We start from the raw sequence: 21430 nt of genomic DNA, 5'->3' as shown, positions 1-21430 counted from the left end.
CGCCAATTTAGTTGCCGTAAACCTGCTCAGGCAACCACGTGATTAAGCCTGGATACATGTAGGCAATCACCAGCAGGAACAACTGAATCAGGATAAACGGCACGACACCTTTGTAGATCGTGCTGGTCGGAACCGACTGTGGCGTAACACCACGCAGGTAGAACAGCGCAAAACCAAACGGTGGCGTCAGGAAGGATGTTTGCAGGTTGAGTGCAATCATGACCCCCAACCAGATCGGGTCGAGACCCATCGCCAGCAACACCGGGCCCACAATCGGCACCACCACGAAGGTGATTTCGATGAAGTCGAGGATGAAGCCGAGGAAGAAAATCACCACCATCACCAGGAAGAACGCACCCAGTACGCCGCCAGGCAATTGCGCGAATACGTCCTCGATCAGGATTTCGCCGCCGAAGCCACGGAATACCAGGGAGAACAGCGAGGCGCCGATGAGGATCATGAAGACCATCGCGCTGATTTCGGTGGTGCCGTAAGCCACTTCACGCAGTTGGGTGAAGTTCAGCTTGCGCTTCACGGTTGCCAGAACCATTGCGCCCAAAGCACCCAGCGCCGCAGCTTCTGTCGGAGTGGCGTAACCGGCAAGGATCGAGCCCAGCACGGCCGCAATCAGAATCAGCGGCGGGATAAGTGCATTGGCCAGCTTGCCCCACTCGATCGGACCGAGCTCTTCCTGCGGCAGCGCTGGCAGTTTTTCGGCTGAAAAATGGCTACCGCGATGATGTACAGAATGTACATGCCCACCAGCAGCATGCCGGGCAGGAACGCGCCAACGAACAGGTCACCCACCGAGACGGTCTTGGGCGAGAAGATGCCCATCTTCAACTGTGCTTGTTGGTAGGCGCTGGACATTACGTCACCCAGCAAAACCAGCACGATCGACGGTGGGATGATCTGGCCCAGCGTGCCGGTCGCGGCGAGTGTGCCAGTCGAAATGGCCGGGTCGTAACCGCGACGCAACATGGTTGGCAATGCCAGCAAACCCATGGTGACTACGGTTGCACCCACGATACCGGTGGAAGCGGCAAGCAGTGCGCCTACCACGCAAACCGAGATGGCCAGACCGCCACGCAGAGTGCCGAACAAACGCGACATCGACTCCAGCAGGTCTTCAGCAACCCTGGACTTCTCCAGCATCACTCCCATGAACACGAATAGCGGCACCGCCAACATGGTCTGGTTGTTCATGATGCCGAACAGGCGGTTGGGCAGGGCGCTCAGATACGTTGCATCAAAGGTGTTGGTCAGCACGCCAATACCGGCGAAAACCAGCGATACACCACCGAGGGTGAACGCCACCGGATAGCCGGCCATCAAGGCCACGCAGATACAGATAAACAGCAGAATCGGCATCAGCTCAGCCATGTTTCACCTCCGGCTCGGGCAGGCGACCGGCGAGCAGATAAATACCTTTGATCAGATCGGAGATGCCTTGCAGAACCAGAGACACAACCAACACCAGAATGATGCTTTTTTGCAGATAAACGTAATGCAGGCCGCCGGACTCGCTGGACGCTTCATGCGTTGCCCACGAGTTGGCGACGTAATCCCAGCTGCTCCAGCCGAGGAACAGGCACAGCGGCAGCAGGAACAGCAGCGTGCCGCCGATGTCGACCAGCGCCTGACGTTTCGGGCTGAACTTCTGGTAGAAAATATCCACTCGAACGTGGGCATTGCGTTGCAGTGTCCAGGCGGAGGCACCCATGAACACAAGGGCGTGTGCGTACAACACAGCTTCTTGCAGGGCGGTGGCGCCAATCCCGAAACCGTAACGCAGAACCACAACGATGGCTGTGCCAAGCACCAGAAATACGGTGAGCCAGGCACACGCCTGACCGAAGCGCATGTTCAGTGCATCGATGAAACGAGCGATTGCTAATGGAAGTGGGGGCTTGTCGGACATAAGGAGTCCTTATCGTTATAGGGTGAGAATTGCAGGCACAGGCTAGCTGAAACCACGACGCGCGATCATGTAGCAATTAGTTGCAGTGATATTGTTGTTCAGTTTCTACTCTGCAGGCACTAAAAAACTGCCCAAGGCAGTTATCAGATTGTCCCTAATCTGCAGAGGGGCCAGGCCCGGAGCAAAAGTTGAGCGTATTTCAGCCCATTTTCGCCACGCAAAACTGTACGCAGTGAAAAGTCAGGCGATTCTAGGCACCTGTTGATAATGCGGCAATGGCACTACAACTTTAGTCGAATCTACTAGGCTTGAGCGCTAGTTCACCCTATGTTAGTCAGGCGTGGTCTGCCAACAGTGATCCTGTGGTCAGACCAATACAACAAGAAGGAGCATTGAATGAAACGTCGTCAAATACTCGCGGCCGCGGGTGTAGGTCTGGCAGCTACTGCTTTGGCAGGCTGCAAAGAAGAGGCTAAAACTGCTGGCGAACCCCAAAAAGGCGCGGGTGGTGAGACTTTTAACTGGAAGATGGTTACTTCGTGGCCAAAAAACTTTCCGGGCGTTGGCGTAGGTGCCGAACGTTTCGCCACGCTCGTCAATGAGATGAGTAATGGTCGTCTGAAGGTCAAGGTTTACGCCGCTGGGGAGCTGGTGCCGGCACTTGAAGTCTTCGACGCTGTTTCGCGTGGTACTGCTGAAATGGGCCACGGTGCTCCTTACTACTGGAAAGGCAAAGTGCCTGCTGCCCAGTTCTTCTGCGCCTTGCCATTTGGCCCTAATGCCCAGGAAATGAATGCCTGGCTGCACAAGGGTGGCGGCATCGAATTGTGGGAAGAGGCGTATAAGCCTTTCGGCGTACTGCCAATGGCGTGCGGCGCTACCGGCGTGCAAACCGCTGGCTGGTTCAACAAAGAAATCAACTCGGTTGATGACTTCAACGGCCTGAAAATGCGTACTCCGGGCCTGGGCGGCGAAGTGCTGACCAAAATGGGCGGTACTGTGGTCAACATGCCGGCGGGTGAAATCTTCACCGCACTGCAAACCGGCGCCATCGACGCTACCGAGTGGATTGGTCCGTACAACGACCAGGCGCTGGGTCTGCACAAAGCAGCCAAGTACTACTACACACCAGGCTGGCAAGAGCCGAACGTAACGTTCGAACTGGACGTCAACATCAAGGCGTGGGAAAGCCTGCCAAAAGACCTGCAAGCCATCGTGCGTGCAGCGGCTCGTGATGTGAACGGCGACATGCTCGACGATTACAACACGCGCAACATGGAAGCCATGGAGCAGCTGAAGAAAGAAGGCGTCGACGTGCGTCGTCTGCCGGATGAGGTGCTGGCCAAGCTCAAGGAAGTGGCATCGGGCGTCGTCGACGCCACTGCAGCAGCCGACCCGGTTGCGGCCAAGGTTTGGGCTCAGCAGAGCGCATTCCTTGAGCGTATGTATGAATACGCCGAGGCCAACGAGAAAGACATCTACAACATCCGCGGCTAATTTAGCGGATATGCAAAAACGCCGACTTTCGAGTCGGCGTTTTTGTGTCTGGGGAAAATGCCGCGCGCTGGGACTCAGCCAGCCACTATTGCCGTAGTTCGTTTGCTTGTTGGTAACATATTAGTTACCATTATTTATGGCGATAACTGTTGAAGAATATTTGCGCGAGGATAACTCAAGCCCTTTTAACGCATGGTTCTGTGCGTTGGATGCGCAAGCTGCGGCCAAGGTTTCCACCGCAATTGTGCGTATGGAAATGGGCAACACTGCCAATATCAAATGGTTCGATGGGCTGGGCGAGTACCGCATCAATTGGGGGCCAGGCTACAGAATCTATCTGTTAGAAGAAGACTCGCGGCTGATCATTCTCTTTGCTGGTGGCACCAAGGCCAGCCAGAAAGCCGACATTAAACGTGCAGCACAGTTATTGCGCGAGTACAAAAGCCGCAAGCGTGCGGCAACGCGAAAGAGGTAACCGATATGGCGCTCACCCGCAGCTTCAAACATTCCATCGCCGAGCGTGCGCAGCGCGATCCAGAGTTTGCTCTGTCGCTGCTTGATGAGGCCGCAAGCCTGTTCCTCAACGGCGAACCTGAAACCGCCCGAGTAATTCTGCGCGATTTAGTCAACGCGACTGTCGGATTTGAAGAGCTTGCCAGGCAAACCAGCAAGCCCAGCAAAAGCCTGCATCGCATGCTGTCTGCCAGCGGTAACCCCAGCATGGATAATCTGGCGGCGATATTGGCGGTTATTCGATCCAATCTGGGCGTCGAGATTCAAGTGCGAGCGGTGCGCGCAGCTTGAGCTAACTCCCGCCCTTAAACGTACGCATGCAAAAACGCCGACGTTGGAGTCGGCGTTTTATTGTGTCTGTTGGCTGTGCTTTACAGACTGCTCAGCGGCGCGGAGGGAGTGAGCGGGTTCTCCCGCTGCCATCAATCGCGACGAACACAAAAACGGCTTCGGTTACCTTGCGCCACTCGCTTGAGAGCGGATCATCGCTCCAAACCTCGACCATCATCTGGATCGAGCTGCGGCCGACTTCCAGCGCCTGAGTATAAAAAGATAATTGCGCGCCAACGGCTACCGGCACCAGAAACGCCATGCGGTCGATTGCAACGGTTGCAACACGTCCGCCAGCAATCTTGCTGGCCATCGCCGTGCCTGCCAAATCCATTTGAGCTACCAGCCAACCGCCGAAAATATCACCAAAACCATTGGTTTCACGGGGGAGGGCGGTGATCTGAAGGGCCAGATCGCCTTGTGGTATCGGGTCTTCCTGTTCGAAATCGTTCATCTAATTAACGGCTCTCAGCGCGGTTATTGTTATCAGCGCGTATCAGCACGGTAAAAATGCTTGCGAGGCACCTGAGTGCGACGCATAAACCGGCACATGCTTGGCGCTGGTCTAAAGGCTGCGCTGTCAAATAGCTAGCAGACCCTCAAAGCATGGGCATGCAGAGTATACCGACTGAGCAGTCGCTGGGCGACTGCCAGCACAGCTTATGTCGTGCTGTTCGCCGACTTTTGCCATGTTTTAAGCATAAAAAGTGGCAAAAGGATGTCACGGTCATCTAACTGTCACATTGCTTTCATAGATTGGTCACAAGGCCTGCAGATAATGGCCCCGTTCTTTCCAACACCCTTTCTGCTAGGAGCAAGGCATGAATCTGAAGCGTTTGATGGCGGCCATGACTTTCGTCGCCGCTGGTGTCGCCACCGCCAATGCGGTAGCCGCTATCGACCCGGCACTGCCGACCTATGAAAAGACCTCGGGCGTCTCGGGTAACTTGTCGAGCGTAGGCTCTGACACCCTGGCCAACCTGATGACTCTCTGGGCTGAGAACTACAAAAAACTTTACCCCAACGTAAATATCCAGATTCAGGCTGCTGGTTCTTCTACCGCGCCACCTGCGCTGACTGAGGGCACTTCCAACCTCGGCCCGATGAGCCGCAAGATGAAAGATGCCGAGCTGCAGGCTTTTGAAGAAAAGTATGGCTACAAGCCAACTGCAATCCCGGTAGCTATCGACGCCCTGGCTGTATTCGTACACAAAGACAACCCGATCAAAAGCCTGAGCATGCAACAGGTTGACGCGATCTTCTCGAGCACCCGTCTTTGCGGCGAAGCTAAAGAAATCAAGACCTGGGGTGATGCTGGTCTGACTGGCGACTGGGCTAGCAAGCCGGTACAGCTGTTCGGTCGTAACTCGGTATCCGGCACTTACGGTTACTTCAAAGAAGAAGCCCTGTGCAAAGGTGACTTCCGCTCGAACGTGAACGAGCAGCCGGGTTCGGCTTCGGTTGTGCAGTCGATCTCGAGCACGATCAACGCCATCGGTTACTCGGGCATTGGCTACAAGACCTCCAGCGTTCGTGCTGTCGCGCTGCTGGACAAGAACGGTGTGGCTGAAGAGGCTACTGAAGGTAACGCTCTGGCAGGTAAATACCCGCTGTCGCGCTTCCTTTACGTCTATGTGAACAAGGCTCCAAACAAGGCTCTGAGCCCGCTGGAAGCTGAATTCGTGAAGATGGTTCTGTCCAAGCAAGGTCAGGAAGTTGTGGTCAAGGATGGTTACATCCCGCTGCCTTCCAAAGTGGTTGCCAAGACCATGAAGGACCTGGGCCTGTAAGGCGTCTTCAAGACTTCTTATAGCCTCAAGCAGCAACGCCCGCCCTCCTTTGGAGAGGTGGGCGTTGTCGCGTCACCTCTCTGTAATCTTTCTGTCACACAAGATCGTTAAATTCATGCTTCCGCTTTAATCAGCGGCGCGAGTGCGTAACCCGCCCCAGAGATTTTTGTATGAACGACTTGGCCAATGAAACCATGACCGCTCCTTCGAACAGCAGCCAACGGCTGGACTTCAATACGCCCGCCTTGCTGCGCAAGCGTCGCTCACGTGCGCTCAAAGACCGCATGGCGCGCTGGTACGTTTCAATCGGCGGCCTGGCCGTTCTGGCTGCAATTACCCTGATTTTTTTCTACCTCGCCTACGTGGTTATGCCGATCTTCTCTGGCGCCAGTATCGAGGCAAAAACCGAACAGCAGCCTGCCTGGTTGGCTGGCGAAGGCAAACCGCTGATGCTCGCGGTGGAAGAGCAGAACAAGGTTGCCATGCGCCTCAATACTGAAGGCCACGTGCAGTTCTTTGCTATGAAAGATGGCTCGGCCCTGACCAACTTTGATCTGCCGCTGCCAGAAGGTGCCACCATCACCTCGCACAGTGAAGATCAGCCGGGCAGCCGCCGCACGATCATTGGTCTGTCGAATGGACAGGCGCTGGTGTTCAAGCAGAATTACGCCGTCAGCTACCCCAACAACGTAAAAACCATCACTCCGGTTCTGCAATATCCATTCGGTGAAGATCCAATCGCCCTTGACCCGCAAGGTCGCCCGCTTGAGCACGTGGCGATGAACCTGAATGGCGATAACCTGATTATTTCGGCATCGACCGGCAATGAATTGCACGTGTTGTCGATGACCAATGAAGAAAATGAATTCACCGGCGAAGTCTCGCAGTCGCAAGAGCGCCTTAACCTGCCGCAGATGGCTGAGCCGATCAGTTCGATGCTGATCGACCCGCGTCAGCAGTGGCTTTATGTGTTCAATGGCAAGTCTGCCGCCAGTGTGTTCGACCTGCGCAGCAAAACCCTGAATGGCCGTTACAACCTGCTTTCGGGCAATGCCGAAGTAACTGCAGTGAGCCCACTGCTGGGCGGTATTTCGCTGCTGATTGGTAACAGCCTGGGCGGTATTGATCAGTGGTTCATGGTGCGTGACAACGACGGCAAGTCGGTACTGACGCACATTCGCGGCTTCCAGATGAGCGACAGCCCGATTACCCAATTCATGCCGGAAGAGCGCCGCAAGGGTTTCATGGCGCTGGACGCGAAAGGCAATATGGGTATTTTCCACAGCACCGCTCACCGCACCCTGCTGGTTGAAAAGGTTGCTGATGGCGATGCAGTCGCGGCCCTGTCACCGCGTGCATCGCGTGTGCTGGTCGAGTCGAATGGCACGCTGCAAACTTACAAGATTGATAACCCGCACCCGGAAGTTTCCTGGAGTTCGCTGTGGGGTAAGGTCTGGTACGAAAACTACGACGAGCCCAAGTACATCTGGCAGTCGACCTCGGCCAACAGTGATTTCGAGCCGAAGCTGAGCCTCGCGCCGCTGACGTTCGGTACTTTGAAAGCAGCCTTCTACGCGATGCTGCTGGCTGCGCCACTGGCAATTTGCGCCGCAATCTATACCGCCTACTTCATGGCTCCGGCCCTGCGCGGCAAGGTCAAACCGGTCATTGAGCTGATGGAAGCATTGCCGACGGTTATTCTCGGTTTCTTCGCCGGCCTGTTTCTGGCGCCGTATGTCGAAGGTCATCTGCCCGGCATATTCAGCTTATTGTTGCTAACGCCAATCGGCATTCTGCTTGCCGCCTATGGCTGGGGCCGCTTGCCTGAGCGTATCCGCCTGATCGTTCCGGATGGCTGGGAAGCCGCTCTGCTGATTCCGGTGATTCTGCTGGTAGCCGGCGGTTCGCTGAGCATGAGCGGACACATGGAAAACTGGTTCTTCGGCGGCGACATGCGCCTGTGGCTGAGCAACGATCTGGGTATTGCCTTCGATCAGCGCAACGCACTGGTGGTCGGTCTGGCGATGGGTTTTGCGGTCATTCCGAACATTTACTCGATTGCTGAAGACGCCGTGTTCAGTGTGCCCAAGAGCCTTACATTTGGCTCCCTGGCACTGGGCGCAACGCCATGGCAGACCCTCACCCGCGTGGTGATTCTGACAGCCAGCCCGGGTATTTTCTCGGCACTGATGATCGGTCTGGGCCGTGCGGTTGGTGAAACCATGATTGTACTGATGGCCACCGGCAACACCCCAATCATGGACATGAACATCTTTGAAGGCCTGCGTACGCTGGCCGCCAACGTCGCGGTGGAAATGCCGGAATCGGAAGTGGGCAGTAGCCACTACCGCATCCTGTTCCTGTCGGCGCTGGTGCTGTTGAGCTTCACCTTCGTGATGAACACGCTGGCTGAAATCATTCGTACCCGCCTGCGTAAGAAATACGCTTCGCTCTAAGACTCGGGAAGGTAGACGTCTGTGAAAAAGAAAAACCTCAAATCCTGGTTCAAGAGCGGTTCTCCTTGGGTCTGGATGACAGCCGGCGGTGTTTCCATCGCCGTGATCATGACCATCGGCCTGTTAGCTGTAATTGCCACGCGTGGTCTGGCGCACTTCTGGCCAGCCGATGTAATTGAAGCCACTTATCAAATCCCGGGCGAAGCGCCACGGGTGATGGCCGGTGAACTGGTGCAGGCTGAAGAAGTTCCGCGTGCTCGTCTGGCGGCTGCCGGCTTGCCGGTGGATGTCAAAGGCGGCGAGTTCATGACCCGTGAACTGTTCAAGGTCGGTAACCGTGATGTTTACGGCGCGGACTTCAGCTGGGTGGTCGATGAGTGGATGAGCGACAAGAAGACTCCAGAAAACATGGTGGTCATGGAGCGCCGTGAGTGGGGCAACTTCTACGGCTATCTGGTCAATGTCAAAGAGTCCGGCAATTTGGTCGCTGAGGGCGATGCAGCATGGGATGAGCTGCAAAAGCGCATCACCCGCATCGACGAGCTGCATGCCGAGATCACCAAACTTGAGAAGAAAGACATCGGCCGCATCAACTACGGCTTGGAAGGCCTGCGCCTGAAAAAGCGTAGCCTCGAACTCAAGGATGAACTCAGCCCGGCCGCTCAGGCGGATCTCGACGCTGAGCGTGCGCAGTGGGATGCCGAGTACAAAGTGCTCGAAACCCAACTGGTCGCGCTCAACAAGGAGTTCAATCGCGACACCGTAACAGTGAAGACTGTTGATGGCCGCGAGCAGGAAATCAGCCTGGGCAAAGTGGTTCGTGCTTATCAGCCTAACGCCATGGGTATTGGCCAGAAACTGAGCTTCTATGGCGCCAAGGTGTGGGAGTTCGTCAGCGATGACCCGCGTGAGGCTAACACCGAAGGCGGTATCTTCCCGGCGATTTTCGGCACCATCATGATGACCTTGATCATGGCGGTCATCGTTACCCCGTTTGGTGTACTGGCGGCGATCTACCTGCGTGAATACGCCAAGCAAGGGCCGCTGACCCGCACGATCCGTATCGCGGTAAACAACCTTGCCGGGGTTCCGGCGATTGTTTACGGGGTGTTTGGTTTGGGCTTCTTCGTCTATGTACTGGGCGGCTCGCTCGACCGGATCTTCTTCCCCGAGGCCGCACCGGCACCTACTTTCGGTACGCCTGGCTTGTTATGGGCATCGTTGACGCTGGCCATTCTGGCGGTACCCGTGGTGATTGTGGCGACCGAAGAAGGCCTGGCACGGATTCCCCGCGCTCTGCGTGAAGGCTCACTGGCGCTCGGCGCAACCAAGGCTGAAACCCTGTGGAAAGTGGTGCTGCCAATGGCCAGCCCGGCAATGATGACCGGTCTGATTCTGGCGGTTGCCCGCGCAGCCGGTGAAGTGGCACCGCTGATGCTGGTGGGTGTGGTCAAGCTGGCGCCGTCGTTGCCGGTTGATGGCAACTACCCCTACTTGCACCTCGACCAGAAGATCATGCACCTGGGCTTCCATATTTATGACGTTGGCTTCCAGAGCCCTAACGTCGAGGCTGCCCGCCCGCTGGTATACGCCACAGCGCTGTTGCTGGTGCTGGTGATTGCGCTGCTTAACCTCAGCGCGGTATTCATCCGTAACCACCTGCGCGAGAAGTACAAGGCGCTGGATCATTAATCATTTTTTCGCAGATGCCCGCATCTGCGCAGATAGAAACCGCTGAAACCTGATTGCCTGAGTTTCAGTGGTTTCTCAACAAATTGTTAGCGTAGGGAGCATCCCATGCAGCACGGAACACCCACACACGGTATCGACATTTCAGCCCTTGGCCGCGAAAAGCAGAGCCTTGATCTCGCCTCGGAAACGACAGCGATCGAAGTGCCGGGCCTGAACCTTTATTACGGCGACAAGCAGGCTCTGTTTGACGTCAGCCTGAACATTCCGAAGAAGCGTGTTACTGCCTTCATCGGTCCGTCGGGTTGCGGCAAGTCGACCCTGTTGCGCACCTTCAACCGCATGAATGACCTGGTTGATGGTTGCCGCGTTGAAGGTGAAGTGAACCTCGACGGCACCAACATCTACCGTAAGGGCGAAGACGTTGCCGACCTGCGTCGTCGCGTTGGCATGGTGTTCCAGAAGCCGAACCCATTCCCGAAAAGCATCTATGAAAACGTGGTCTACGGCCTGCGTATTCAAGGCGTGAACCAGAAGCGCATTCTCGATGAAACCGTTGAGTGGGCACTGAAAAGTGCAGCGCTGTGGGATGAAGTAAAAGACCGTCTGCACGAGTCGGCACTGGGCATGTCCGGTGGTCAGCAACAGCGTCTGGTGATCGCGCGTACCGTTGCGGTACAGCCAGAAGTTCTGCTGCTCGATGAGCCTTGCTCAGCCCTCGATCCGATCTCGACGCTGAAAGTTGAAGAGCTGATCTACGAACTGAAATCCAAGTACACCATCGTCATCGTGACCCACAACATGCAACAGGCGGCGCGGGTTTCCGACTACACCGCGTTCATGTACATGGGCAAGTTGATCGAGTACGGCGACACCGATACGTTGTTCACTAATCCAGACAAAAAGCAGACCGAGGATTACATCACCGGTCGCTACGGTTGATGATCGCTTCGGCCCCTTTCAGGCGCACTGAGCGGCGGCTGGCCTTCTTGCTCGGCACTGCCTGACAGGGCCCGACTCCGGCGAAGCGCCCAAGGCTTGAGCCCTTGGATCAAGCGTCGGGTTCGACTTTGATGAGTAGCGCTTTGGTAGTGGGTTTGAGATTTGGCTTTCGGTTTTTTGGGTTTAACTAATTTCGCGTCGCAAGGGCTTGAGCATGATTAATAAAGACAGTCTTACCCATCACATTTCTCAGCAGTTCAATGCGGAGTTGGAAGAGGTGCGCAGCCATCTTCTGGCGATGGGTGGGCTGGTTGAGAAGCAGGTTAACGATGCGGTGACTTCGCTTATTGAAGCGGATTCCGGTCTGGCGCAGCAGGTGCGCGAGATGGATGAGCAAATCAATAAGATGGAAACCAACATCGACGAAGAGTGCCTGCGCATTCTTGCCCGTCGCCAGCCGGCGGCGTCTGATTTGCGACTGATCATCAGCATCTCCAAGTCGGTAATCGACCTGGAGCGCATTGGTGATGAGGCGAGCAAGATCGCCAAACGCGCCATCGAGTTGTGCGAAGAAGGCGAAGCGCCGCGTGGTTATGTTGAGGTTCGCCACATTGGTGATCAGGTACGTCGCATGGTGCAGGAGTCGCTCGATGCCTTTGCCCGCTTCGACGCTGATCTGGCGCTGAGCGTTGCCCAGTACGACAAGACCATCGATCGCGAGTACAAGACGGCGCTGCGTGAGTTGGTGACCTACATGATGGAAGACCCGCGTTCGATTACCCGCGTGTTGAGCATTATCTGGGTGTTGCGCTCGCTTGAGCGTATCGGCGACCACGCCCGCAATATCTCCGAGCTGGTGATTTATCTGGTACGCGGTACCGATGTTCGCCACATGGGCCTCAAGCGCATGGCGGAAGAAGTTGAAGGCACCGCCAGCAACCCAGACAACAAAGGCCAATAAGCTTTTTAGCGGCCTCTCATACGCAAGTTGAGGGGCTGCTAATTTATACTGCGATAGCGCTGGTGTTTTTAGCTGCACTGCCGATACCTTGCAGGTAACTGTTTGCAAGGTAGGTCTGATGAGCAAAGTCCGAGTGCTGGTAATTGATGACGCCAACTTCATCCGCGATCTGGTGAAGAAGGCGTTGCGCGACCATCTGCCCGGCGTGCAGATCGAAGAAGCGATTAACGGGCGCAAAGCCCAGCAGTTGCTCAACCGCCAACCTGTAGAGCTGATCCTGTGTGACTGGGAAATGCCGGAAATGTCCGGCCTTGAGCTACTCACCTGGTGCCGTGGACAGGACAGCCTGAAGACCACGCCGTTCATCATGGTCACCAGCCGCGGTGACAAAGAGAACGTGGTGCAGGCCATTCAGGCCGGTGTTTCCGACTTCATCGGCAAGCCGTTCTCCAATGAACAACTGATTACCAAGGTTAAAAAGGCTCTGCATCGTTCCGGCGTTTTGCAGAATCTGGAGCCACGCACGCCACCGAAAATGCTCAGCAGTGGCTCTTTCGCCAATGACTCGCTGTCGGCATTGACCGCCGGTAAGACCGAAAGCGCGGCGCCCCCAAGCGCTGCGCCGACGCAGGCGCGTGAGTCTGTTGCACCGCCAATACCGAAGAAGACGGCCGCCGGTTACGGTCAGGGTCAGTTGCGCCTGGCTGATTCAAGCACGGCTTGCGTGATCAAGGCGCTGAGCCTCAAGGAAGCCTTGCTGGTGGTCAAGCGCACTGAGTCGTTGCCGCAAGTGCTGGCCAGCGCAGTGCTGGATCTGGAGCAGGGCGATAACGCCGAAGTTGCCCGCTTGAATGGTTACCTGCATGCCGTTGCCGCCTTCGAGCCGAAGCCGGACAGCGAATGGCTGCAACTGACGCTGCGCTTTGTTGACAGTGACGCGCAGAAACTCGATTACCTGTCGCGCATGATCGCTCGCGGCTCCCCGCAAAAGCACTTCATCCCCGGAGCTTGAGAACGCCTTGCAGGTGAGTTGCGCAACTCACAGCTTGCCCACTGGTGCAAACCACCGGTTTGGGGTTTTTGCTGCGGCCAATGGCGAATAGGTAGATCGTGCGATTTGGCGAGGGTGACAAAACAAGGCCCGCATTGCGCGGGCCTTGTTTTAGGTTTTAGCTGGCAAGCATGCGTCCGCATTCTTCCAGATTGATGTGCCAGCTCATGGCCTCGCGCAGCAAGTGTGGCGTATGCCCGCCCTTGGCGCACGCACGGTCGAAATAATCCTGCAGCGGAGCGCGGAAGTCCGGGTGCACACAGTTTTCGATAATTGCCCGGGCCCGTTCGCGCGGTGCCAGACCGCGTAGATCCGCCAACCCTTGCTCGGTGACCAGAATGTCGACGTCGTGTTCGGTGTGGTCAACATGGCTGACCATTGGCACCACGCTGGAGATCGCGCCAGCCTTGGCAATCGACTTGGTGACGAAGATCGCCAGGTGCGCGTTGCGGGCGAAGTCACCCGAGCCGCCAATGCCATTCATCATCTTGGTGCCGCCCACGTGAGTCGAGTTGACGTTACCGTAGATGTCGAACTCCAGCGCCGTGTTGATCCCGATGATGCCCAGACGGCGAACCACTTCCGGGTGATTGGAAATCTCCTGCGGGCGCAGTACCAGTTTGTCTTTGTACTTGTCCAGATTGCCGAATACATCGGCATTACGCCGGCCCGACAAGGTGATCGAACTGCCCGAGGCAAAGCGCAGCTTGCCCGCGTCGATCAGGTCAAAGGTCGAGTCCTGCAGCACTTCGGAGTACATGCTCAGGTTCTCGAATGGCGAGTCGATCAGACCGCACATCACCGCATTGGCGATGCTGCCGATACCCGCCTGCAACGGGCCGAGTTCGTTGGTCATGCGCCCGGCAGTCACTTCGGCTTTGAAGAACTCGATCAGGTGATCGGCGATGCCCTGGGTTTCGGCGTCTGGCGGCAGCACGGTAGACGGCGAGTCTGGCTGATTGGTGATCACGATCGCGGCAATTTTCGCCGGGTCGATGGCGATGGCCGGTGTGCCGATGCGCTGTTGTACATCAGTCAGTGGAATCGGCGTGCGGGTCGGCCGGTACGTCGGGATATAAATGTCGTGCAGGCCTTCGAGATTCGGATTGTGCGCCATGTTGATCTCAACAATGATGCGCTTGGCGAAAATCGCGAAGCTGGCCGAGTTGCCCACCGAAGTGGTCGGCACAATATGGCCCTGCTCGGTGATGGCGACAGCCTCGATAACGGCAATGTCCGGCAGCTTGAGTTGGTGATTACGCAGCTGCTCAACCGTCTCCGAAAGGTGCTGGTCGATGAACATTACGCTGCCGTCGTTGATTGCCTTGCGCAAGGTCGAGTCCACCTGAAACGGCATGCGGCGGGCCAAAACTCCGGCTTCGGTGAGTTGCTTGTCGAGATCGTTGCCCAGGCTGGCGCCCGTCATCAGGGTAATTTGCAGCGGCTGCAAGCGAGCGCGCTCAGCCAATGCTTGAGGAACCGCCTTGGCTTCGCCGGCACGGGTGAAGCCGCTCATGCCAACGGTCATGCCGTCTTCGATCAGCAGGGCGGCGTCGGCCGCACTCATTACTTTGTCCATCAGGGCGGGTAGGCGAACACGGTGCATGCAAAACCTCAGAACACGGCCTAAATAAAGGGCCGCAGTCTAGGCGCACCGCGCCGTAAAGCCTCTAGTACATAAGTCCAATAGCCCGCTCTATTCTGCCTGTTGTGGATGACCGGTCGTCGGTTTTGCCCGAGAGATAGCGCACAACATCGGCCCGCGCATCTCGCACCCAAACAACGGGGCTGCTAGTCTGCAAATCGGCATATCTCACAAATACATAAGATCAGAATTTTTATGCTAGGGCGTTTCATACTGTTGTGCATGATGCTGGTTGCAGCCGGGGAGGCTGCGGCTCTGACAATCTACAAATACACCGACGCAAATGGGGTGGTGACATACACCGACCAGGAAACGGCGGGTGCCAAGGTGTTCGTGTTTCGTGACCGAATGGTTGAGAAGCTGGATAACCAGGTCAAACTTGAAGTGAAAAAGCATCAGGCCGGTGAAACTCTGATTGTGCGCAACGACCTCTATGCGCCCGTGCAAATCCGGCTCAATCTGAGCAACCTGAGTAATGTCACCGGCGTATCCGAAGGCCCGATTGAATGGATTCTGCAGCCACGCAGCAAGATTCGTCTGGCCACGCTTGCAGCGCTCGACCCAACCAAACCCTTCAAATACAAAACCTCACTCAACTATGCACTGGGTGATCCGCGGCTACTGCCAACCCAGAAAAAGTATCCATTACCCTGGCGCGGAGGCCCATTCCGCCTGTCTCAAGGGGCCAACGGCAAATACTCGCACTTCACCCCCAAAGGGCGTTACGCACTGGATATAGCCATGCCCGTCGGCACCCCGATTGTTGCGGCGCGCGGAGGCGTCGTGGTGAAAACCGAAAATCAGCAAAGTGGTCGCGGAAACAACCCCTCCGGCAACTACGTTCGCGTCCTCCACAGCGACGGCACAATGGGCGTCTACCTGCACCTCAAAAAAGGCTCAGTGAAAGTCCACGAAGGCCAGCACGTCAGCACCGGGTCACTCCTGGCGCTGTCCGGCAACACCGGCAACAGCAGTGGCCCGCATCTGCACTTCGTCGTGCAGCGCAACGTCGGGCTGGCGCTGGAGTCGATTCCTTTTGACTTTAATCAGCCTGTGAATTCGCTACCGAACTTTGCCGTAGGCGGCGACTAGATTGCTTCGAGGGGCTGTGAGCGTGTGATGCTGCGTTACTGCACAGCTCATTTGGAAGACCAAACTTCGCTGCTTGCGCCTTGCCTCACCCAGCCCACAGACCCTCGATATTTTTAATGGAGGGCAGGGGCGGTGATTGGGTAGAGCAGATTTTGGGTGATTGAGCGGAGCAGAGTTGGTTTATTCCTGAGCTGCGGGCGTTAGCTGCTCTTTGCAGTACTCGACAAATAACTGCGCGGGTTTGGTTAGTTGTGAGCGTTTTAGCCAGGCGGCGATCAGGCCGGAGCCGGTGACGGCGTCGGCGATGTCGACGGTGACGACTTTCTGGCCGTCGTAGGTGCATTCGGAGTGCGGTTTGGTGACCAGCACTGAGAAGCCAAAACCCTGGCCGACCATGCCGCGGACCATTTCAATCGAGGGGGAGCTGAAGCCGATGTTCGGGTTCAGCCCAAGTTCTTCGAACAGGCTGACGAAGTAGGTACGGCTGGGCTGTACGTCGAGCAGGATCATGGGTTCGAGGACCAGATCACGCAGGGAAACTTTGGCTTGTTGGGCGAAGCGATGGCCCGCAGGCAGCAGCGCGTAGGGCGGCTGCGGCGGCATCAGGGGTGCAGTTTCGATGGTGGCGTCGAGGTCGTGGTCGTAAACAATTGCCAGGTCGAAGCGTCCGGCGGTCAGTCCTTGTACCAGTTCCTGTTGTTCGCCATCGAAGATGCGAATTTCAACGCCGGGATAGAGTTTGCGAAAGCCGGCAATCAGGCGCGGCAGGTAGAGCGGGGCGACGGTTTCGAAGCAGCCGATGTCGATCTGGCCGCTGACTACATCGTTGTCGGCGAGGGCGTTTTGCTCGAACTCGTGCGACATGCGCAGCAGTTCCTGAGCCTTGCGGTAAAAGCGTGCGCCACTCGGTGTGAGTGACACGCCCTGAGCGTGGTGACGGATGAACAGCTGCACGCCAAAGCTTTCTTCCAGGCCTTTGATGGCGGTCGAGATCGACGGTTGGGCGATGTACAGCTTGCGGGAAGCCTCGGCCACACTGCCGCATTCGACGGTGGTTACAAAGTATTTGAGTTGACGCAGGGTATAGGTTGCCACGGTTAGCCTCGAACGTGCCTCTGAGAAGTCTCAGGATGGGGCACGGGGTTAGTCACTATCTGCAGTTTGCATTGATCAGGTTCAAGCAAGGAGTGCGCCTTGCTGCCTGTGGATAACCCTCAATGCGCTGGTTTTATTGGGTTTCGTATTCATTGCAGCGCGGTAACGGCTATTGGGAAACTGACGCTACTGTCGCGACCGCTGTGATATGCACAATAACCCAGCATGGCGCACTTTGTTGGTGCTTGCCTGACCAGTTTTTTCATATACCCCGAAGACATATTTACTAATTTTCCTTCTTGTCCGCTTGAGCCACCATCTGCCTCATCGTAATTCAACTCGCCAGTACGCTTTGAATGTGGCACGGGAAGGGGATGTGAAAGTGTTGGAACTGACTGATTGGCAACAACGCGCTCAAGCGCTGAGTTTCATCGACAAGGCGCTGATCAATGGCGAGTTTGTAGCGGCCGAGTCGGGTGCCACTTTTGCCTCGGTCAACCCGGCCACTAATGAGTTGCTGGCCAATGTTGCAGCGTGTAGTGCAGGCGACGTTGACCGCGCTGTGAGTGTTGCCCGCGACACGTTCGAGAACGGTCCCTGGGCGCGGATGGCGCCGGTCGAACGCAAGCAGATTTTGCTCAAGCTGGCTGATTTGATGATGGCCAATCGCGAAGAGCTGGCGCTGCTCGACTCGTTGAATATGGGCAAGCCGGTGATGGATGCCTGGAACATTGATGTGCCGGGTGCGGCTAACGTGTTTAGCTGGTACGCCGAGAGCGTCGACAAGATCTACGATCAGGTCGCGCCGAGCGCTAGCAATGTACTGGCCACGATTACCCGCGAGCCGCTGGGCGTAATCGCCGCCGTTGTGCCGTGGAACTTCCCGCTGGACATGGCCGCCTGGAAGCTGGCGCCGGCGCTGGCTGCCGGTAACTCGGTGATTCTGAAACCCGCCGAGCAGTCGCCATTTTCGGCGCTTCGTCTTGGTCAGCTGGCGCTGGAGGCAGGTGTTCCGCCGGGCGTATTCAACGTGCTGCCAGGGCTGGGCGAAGTCACCGGCAAGGCCTTGGGCCTGCACATGGATGTCGATTGCCTGGTGTTTACCGGCTCGACCGAAGTGGGCAAATACTTCATGCAATACGCCGCGCAGTCCAACCTCAAGCAGGTGTGGCTGGAGTGTGGCGGCAAGAGCGCCAATCTGGTGTTTGCTGATTGTCAGGACCTCGACCTGGCAGCGGAAAAAGCGGCGTTCGGTATCTTTTTCAATCAGGGCGAGGTGTGCACGGCCAACTCGCGCTTGCTGGTTGAGCGTTCGATTCATGATGAGTTTGTCGAGCGGCTGATCGCCAAGTCTCGCCAATGGCTGCCAGGTGACCCGTTGAATCCGGCGAGCACCGCGGGTGCAATTGTTGATAGTCGTCAGACCACGCAAATTATCGCCGCGATTGAAACCGCTCGCAGCGAAGGGGCGCAGGTCGTGTGTGGCGGCAAGCAAAGCAGCCATAACGGCTCGAGCAATTTCGTTGAGCCGACGATTATCTGTGGCGTTAGCAACGACATGCGCATTGCCCGCGAAGAGGTGTTTGGGCCGGTGCTGGCGGTGATTCCGTTCGATGACGAAGACGAGGCCATCCGCCTTGCCAATGACTCGATCTACGCACTCGCCGCTTCAGTGTGGAGTGATGATTTGAACCGCGCTCATCGTGTTGCCCGCAAGCTGCGCGCCGGCACGGTGTCGGTGAATACCGTGGATGCGCTGGATGTCACCGTACCGTTTGGTGGCGGCAAGCAGTCCGGCTTTGGCCGCGATCTGTCGCTGCATTCATTTGATAAATATACCCAGCTGAAGACCACCTGGTTTCAGCTGCGATAAGGCGATCGGCCTAACGATGCCAATCCCGAGAACTGTGTAGAGGAGCCTTGCAATGACTGCCCCGATCAACCCGCAACGTACCACCGAAGATTATCAGGCACTGGATGCTGCTCACCATATCCATGCCTTTGTTGACCAGAAGGCGCTGAATGAAGAAGGCGCACGGGTCATGGTCAAAGGTGAAGGCCTTAGCCTTTGGGATAACGACGGCAAGCGTTATCTAGACGGGATGTCCGGGCTGTGGTGCACCAATCTGGGCTATGGCCGCAAAGACCTAGCGGCCGCTGCGACGCGCCAGCTGGAGCAGCTGCCTTACTACAACATGTTCTTCCACACCACGCACCCGGCGGTTATCGAGCTGTCCGAATTGCTGTTCAGCTTGCTGCCGAGCCACTACAGCCACGCCATTTACACCAACTCGGGTTCCGAGGGTAACGAAGTACTGATCCGCACCGTGCGCCGTTACTGGCAGGTGCTCGGCAAGCCGCAGAAGAAGATCATGATTGGCCGTTGGAACGGCTATCACGGCTCGACTCTGGCCAGCACCGCGCTGGGCGGCATGGGCTTTATGCACGAAATGGGCGGCATGCTGCCGGACTTCGCGCACATCGGTGAGCCTTACTATTTCGCCGATGGCGGCGACATGACCCCGGCAGAATTCGGCCTCAAGTCGGCGCGTGAACTGGAAAGCAAAATCCTCGAACTGGGCGCCGAGAACGTGGCGGCATTCGTGGCCGAGCCGTTTCAGGGCGCTGGCGGCATGATCTTCCCGCCGGAATCCTACTGGCCGGAAATTCAGCGAATTTGCCGCAAGTACGACGTGCTGCTGTGCGCCGATGAAGTGATCGGTGGCTTTGGCCGCACCGGCGAATGGTTCGCTCACCAGCACTTCGGTTTCGAGCCCGACACCCTGACCATCGCCAAGGGCCTGACCAGCGGCTACATCCCAATGGGCGGTCTGATTCTGAGCAAGCGCATGGCTGAAGTACTGGTCGAGCAGGGTGGAGTTTTTGCCCACGGCCTGACTTACTCCGGCCACCCGGTTGCGGCGGCGGTGGCGATTGCCAACCTCAAGGCAATCCGCGATGAGCAGATCGTCACGCAGGTGAAAAACGACACCGGCCCGTATCTGCACAAAGCCCTGCAAGAGAACTTTGCCAACCATCCGCTGATTGGTGAAATTCAGGGCACTGGCCTGGTTGCGGCGTTGCAGTTCAGCGAAGACAAAGCCAGCCGTAAACGCTTCGCCAATGAGGGCGACCTCACCTGGAAATGCCGAACCTACGGCTTTGAGGAAGGGGTGATTATCCGCTCGACGCTGGGCCGCATGATCATGGCGCCGGCGCTGGTTGCCAATCACGCTGATATTGATGAGCTGGTCGAGAAAACCCGCCGCGCCGTCGACCGTACTGCCCGCGATCTGGGCCTGCTGTAACCCTCCAAAAAGCCCCGTCAGAGGGCACATGCAATAACAAGGCGCCTGTCATCACGACAGGCGCCATGGAGAAACTTTGGCCTTTGGCCTGCTCTGCCACATCTAAACCAATAACAAGCCGAGAGGCTGTGGGAGTGCTCCATGAAGAAAACCTTGCGTAAAACACTCACCCGTTCCATCGCTTGCGCCGCTCTGGCCGCTGGCGTCAGTGCTACCGCTCAGGCGGGTACGCTGGAGATCGGCCACACCACTTGGGTCGGTTACGGCACCTTGTATCTTGCGCGTGATCTGGGCTACTTCAAGGAACAAGGCCTCGATGTAAAACTCACCACCATCGAAGAGGCGGCCATGTACATGGCGGCTCAGGCGTCCGGCCAGTTGTCGGGCTCGGCTTCGACGCTGGACGAGGTGCTCAAGTACCGCAACAAGGATTTCTGTTTCAAGGCGGTTGCCGCGCTGGATGAGAGCTATGGCGGCGATGGCGTTCTGGTCGGCAACGACGTGAACAGCCTGAGTGATCTCAAGGGCAAGTCGGTGGCGGTCAACGAGGGCTCGGTTTCGCAGTTCTGGTTGTCGTATTTGCTCAAGCAGCAAGGCATGAAAATGTCTGATCTGGATATCCAGAACATGACCGCCGATGACGCCGCTACCGCGTTTATCGCCGGGCGTATTCCGGCGGCTGTGACGTGGGAGCCGCATTTGTCGATGGTGCGCGCCAAAGGCGAAGGCAAAGTGCTGGTCGACAGCAGTAAAACGCCAGGCGTAATTGTCGATGTCGTGGCGTTGTCCTGCGATGTGATCGACAAGCAACCGGACGATGTGAAGGCGCTGGTGACTGGCTTGTACAAGGCGGTTGAGTACACCAAGGAGCATCCTGAGGACGCCTACAAGATCATGGCCAAGGGCGTCGGTGGTTATCTTTCCGATCCGGCAGAGCTGGCGGAAGCAGCGAAGGGCGTGCGTTTCTATGACCAGGCGATGAGCGAGAAACTGCTCGGCACCGCAGGCAAGGAAGGCGATATCAACACCATCATCAAGATGGCTAACGAGACGTGGAGCGAGCTGCAAGGCAAGACTTACAACGTTGCCTATGACGAGTTGGTCGATAACAGTTTCGTCACCCAGTAAGCGTCTTTCGTG

Annotated in this window: 17 protein-coding genes and 1 pseudogene; 13 read left to right on the top strand and 5 right to left on the bottom strand. The window is 56.9% G+C overall.

Annotated elements, in window-relative coordinates; all coding sequences use genetic code 11:
* Window positions 1-7: 7 nt before the first annotated feature.
* Window positions 8-1383 (bottom strand): annotated as a pseudogene (locus PMYSY11_RS21330) (TRAP transporter large permease).
* Window positions 1376-1921 (bottom strand): TRAP transporter small permease subunit, encoded by a 546-nt coding sequence (locus PMYSY11_RS21325; RefSeq protein WP_090512355.1) that lies wholly within the window; start codon window positions 1919-1921, stop codon window positions 1376-1378. Before PMYSY11_RS21325 ends, PMYSY11_RS21330 begins: the two are co-directional and overlap by 8 nt.
* A gap of 396 nt (window positions 1922-2317) precedes the next feature.
* On the opposite strand from PMYSY11_RS21325, the gene PMYSY11_RS21320 reads away from it, so the two are divergent.
* The 3 genes from PMYSY11_RS21320 (at window position 2318) to PMYSY11_RS21310 (ending at window position 4222) form a co-directional block, all read left to right on the top strand.
* A complete protein-coding gene (locus tag PMYSY11_RS21320; RefSeq protein WP_150547919.1) occupies window positions 2318-3418 on the top strand; it encodes a TRAP transporter substrate-binding protein in 1101 nt (366 codons plus the stop codon).
* 136 nt (window positions 3419-3554) lie between these two features.
* Complete coding sequence (locus PMYSY11_RS21315) at window positions 3555-3893, top strand: type II toxin-antitoxin system RelE/ParE family toxin (RefSeq protein ID WP_150547918.1); 339 nt, start codon at window positions 3555-3557, stop codon at window positions 3891-3893.
* Window positions 3894-3898: 5 nt separating this feature from the next.
* Window positions 3899-4222 (top strand): helix-turn-helix domain-containing transcriptional regulator, encoded by a 324-nt coding sequence (locus PMYSY11_RS21310; RefSeq protein WP_150547917.1) that lies wholly within the window; start codon window positions 3899-3901, stop codon window positions 4220-4222.
* Window positions 4223-4313: 91 nt separating this feature from the next.
* Here the strand turns inward: PMYSY11_RS21310 and PMYSY11_RS21305 are convergent, their stop codons facing one another.
* The gene (locus PMYSY11_RS21305) at window positions 4314-4715 is read right to left on the bottom strand and encodes an acyl-CoA thioesterase (RefSeq protein ID WP_090512353.1); all 402 of its coding nucleotides are present in this window, start codon (window positions 4713-4715) and stop codon (window positions 4314-4316) included.
* Between the two features lie 367 nt (window positions 4716-5082).
* Here PMYSY11_RS21305 and PMYSY11_RS21300 point away from each other — a divergent pair, with 367 nt between their 5' ends.
* The 6 genes from PMYSY11_RS21300 to PMYSY11_RS21275 all read left to right on the top strand — a co-directional run bounded on the left by PMYSY11_RS21300 (window position 5083) and on the right by PMYSY11_RS21275 (window position 13111).
* Window positions 5083-6051, top strand: a complete 969-nt coding sequence (locus tag PMYSY11_RS21300; RefSeq protein ID WP_150547916.1) for a phosphate ABC transporter substrate-binding protein PstS — start codon at window positions 5083-5085, stop codon at window positions 6049-6051.
* A gap of 170 nt (window positions 6052-6221) precedes the next feature.
* Window positions 6222-8507: an ABC transporter permease subunit gene (locus PMYSY11_RS21295; RefSeq protein WP_150547915.1), complete on the top strand. Its 2286-nt coding sequence runs from the start codon at window positions 6222-6224 to the stop codon at window positions 8505-8507.
* Window positions 8508-8582: 75 nt separating this feature from the next.
* The gene (gene pstA / locus PMYSY11_RS21290; protein WP_150549625.1) at window positions 8583-10199 is read left to right on the top strand and encodes a phosphate ABC transporter permease PstA; all 1617 of its coding nucleotides are present in this window, start codon (window positions 8583-8585) and stop codon (window positions 10197-10199) included.
* 105 nt (window positions 10200-10304) lie between these two features.
* Window positions 10305-11138 carry a phosphate ABC transporter ATP-binding protein PstB gene (pstB, locus tag PMYSY11_RS21285; RefSeq protein WP_090512345.1) on the top strand — a complete coding sequence of 278 codons (834 nt, stop codon included), beginning with the start codon at window positions 10305-10307 and terminating at the stop codon, window positions 11136-11138.
* Between the two features lie 214 nt (window positions 11139-11352).
* Window positions 11353-12099: a phosphate signaling complex protein PhoU gene (gene phoU / locus PMYSY11_RS21280; protein ID WP_090512342.1), complete on the top strand. Its 747-nt coding sequence runs from the start codon at window positions 11353-11355 to the stop codon at window positions 12097-12099.
* Between the two features lie 118 nt (window positions 12100-12217).
* A complete protein-coding gene (locus tag PMYSY11_RS21275; protein WP_069899947.1) occupies window positions 12218-13111 on the top strand; it encodes a response regulator in 894 nt (297 codons plus the stop codon).
* Between the two features lie 157 nt (window positions 13112-13268).
* On the opposite strand, the gene PMYSY11_RS21270 is transcribed toward PMYSY11_RS21275, so the two are convergent.
* A complete protein-coding gene (locus tag PMYSY11_RS21270) occupies window positions 13269-14756 on the bottom strand; it encodes an acetyl-CoA hydrolase/transferase family protein (protein ID WP_069899946.1) in 1488 nt (495 codons plus the stop codon).
* A 234-nt stretch (window positions 14757-14990) separates the two neighbouring features.
* Between PMYSY11_RS21270 and PMYSY11_RS21265 the strand changes: the two genes are divergently transcribed.
* A complete protein-coding gene (locus PMYSY11_RS21265) occupies window positions 14991-15887 on the top strand; it encodes a peptidoglycan DD-metalloendopeptidase family protein (protein WP_069899945.1) in 897 nt (298 codons plus the stop codon).
* Between the two features lie 180 nt (window positions 15888-16067).
* On the opposite strand, the gene PMYSY11_RS21260 is transcribed toward PMYSY11_RS21265, so the two are convergent.
* Window positions 16068-16982, bottom strand: coding sequence for a LysR substrate-binding domain-containing protein (locus PMYSY11_RS21260; RefSeq protein WP_069899944.1), 915 nt, complete (start codon window positions 16980-16982; stop codon window positions 16068-16070).
* Window positions 16983-17364: 382 nt separating this feature from the next.
* On the opposite strand from PMYSY11_RS21260, the gene PMYSY11_RS21255 reads away from it, so the two are divergent.
* The 3 genes from PMYSY11_RS21255 to PMYSY11_RS21245 all read left to right on the top strand — a co-directional run bounded on the left by PMYSY11_RS21255 (window position 17365) and on the right by PMYSY11_RS21245 (window position 21418).
* A complete protein-coding gene (locus PMYSY11_RS21255; RefSeq protein WP_150549624.1) occupies window positions 17365-18855 on the top strand; it encodes an aldehyde dehydrogenase in 1491 nt (496 codons plus the stop codon).
* Window positions 18856-18907: 52 nt separating this feature from the next.
* Window positions 18908-20290: an aspartate aminotransferase family protein gene (locus PMYSY11_RS21250; RefSeq protein WP_069899943.1), complete on the top strand. Its 1383-nt coding sequence runs from the start codon at window positions 18908-18910 to the stop codon at window positions 20288-20290.
* A gap of 141 nt (window positions 20291-20431) precedes the next feature.
* On the top strand, window positions 20432-21418 hold the full coding sequence (locus PMYSY11_RS21245) for an ABC transporter substrate-binding protein (RefSeq protein ID WP_150547914.1): 987 nt from the start codon (window positions 20432-20434) through the stop codon (window positions 21416-21418).
* Window positions 21419-21430 lie beyond the last annotated feature (12 nt).

Source organism: Pseudomonas marincola (assembly GCF_900682675.2).
Taxonomy (GTDB): Bacteria; Pseudomonadota; Gammaproteobacteria; order Pseudomonadales; family Pseudomonadaceae; genus Aquipseudomonas; species Aquipseudomonas marincola.
The sequence above is the reverse complement of the archived record's forward strand: the minus strand, read 5'-3'. Positions and strand labels throughout refer to the sequence as shown.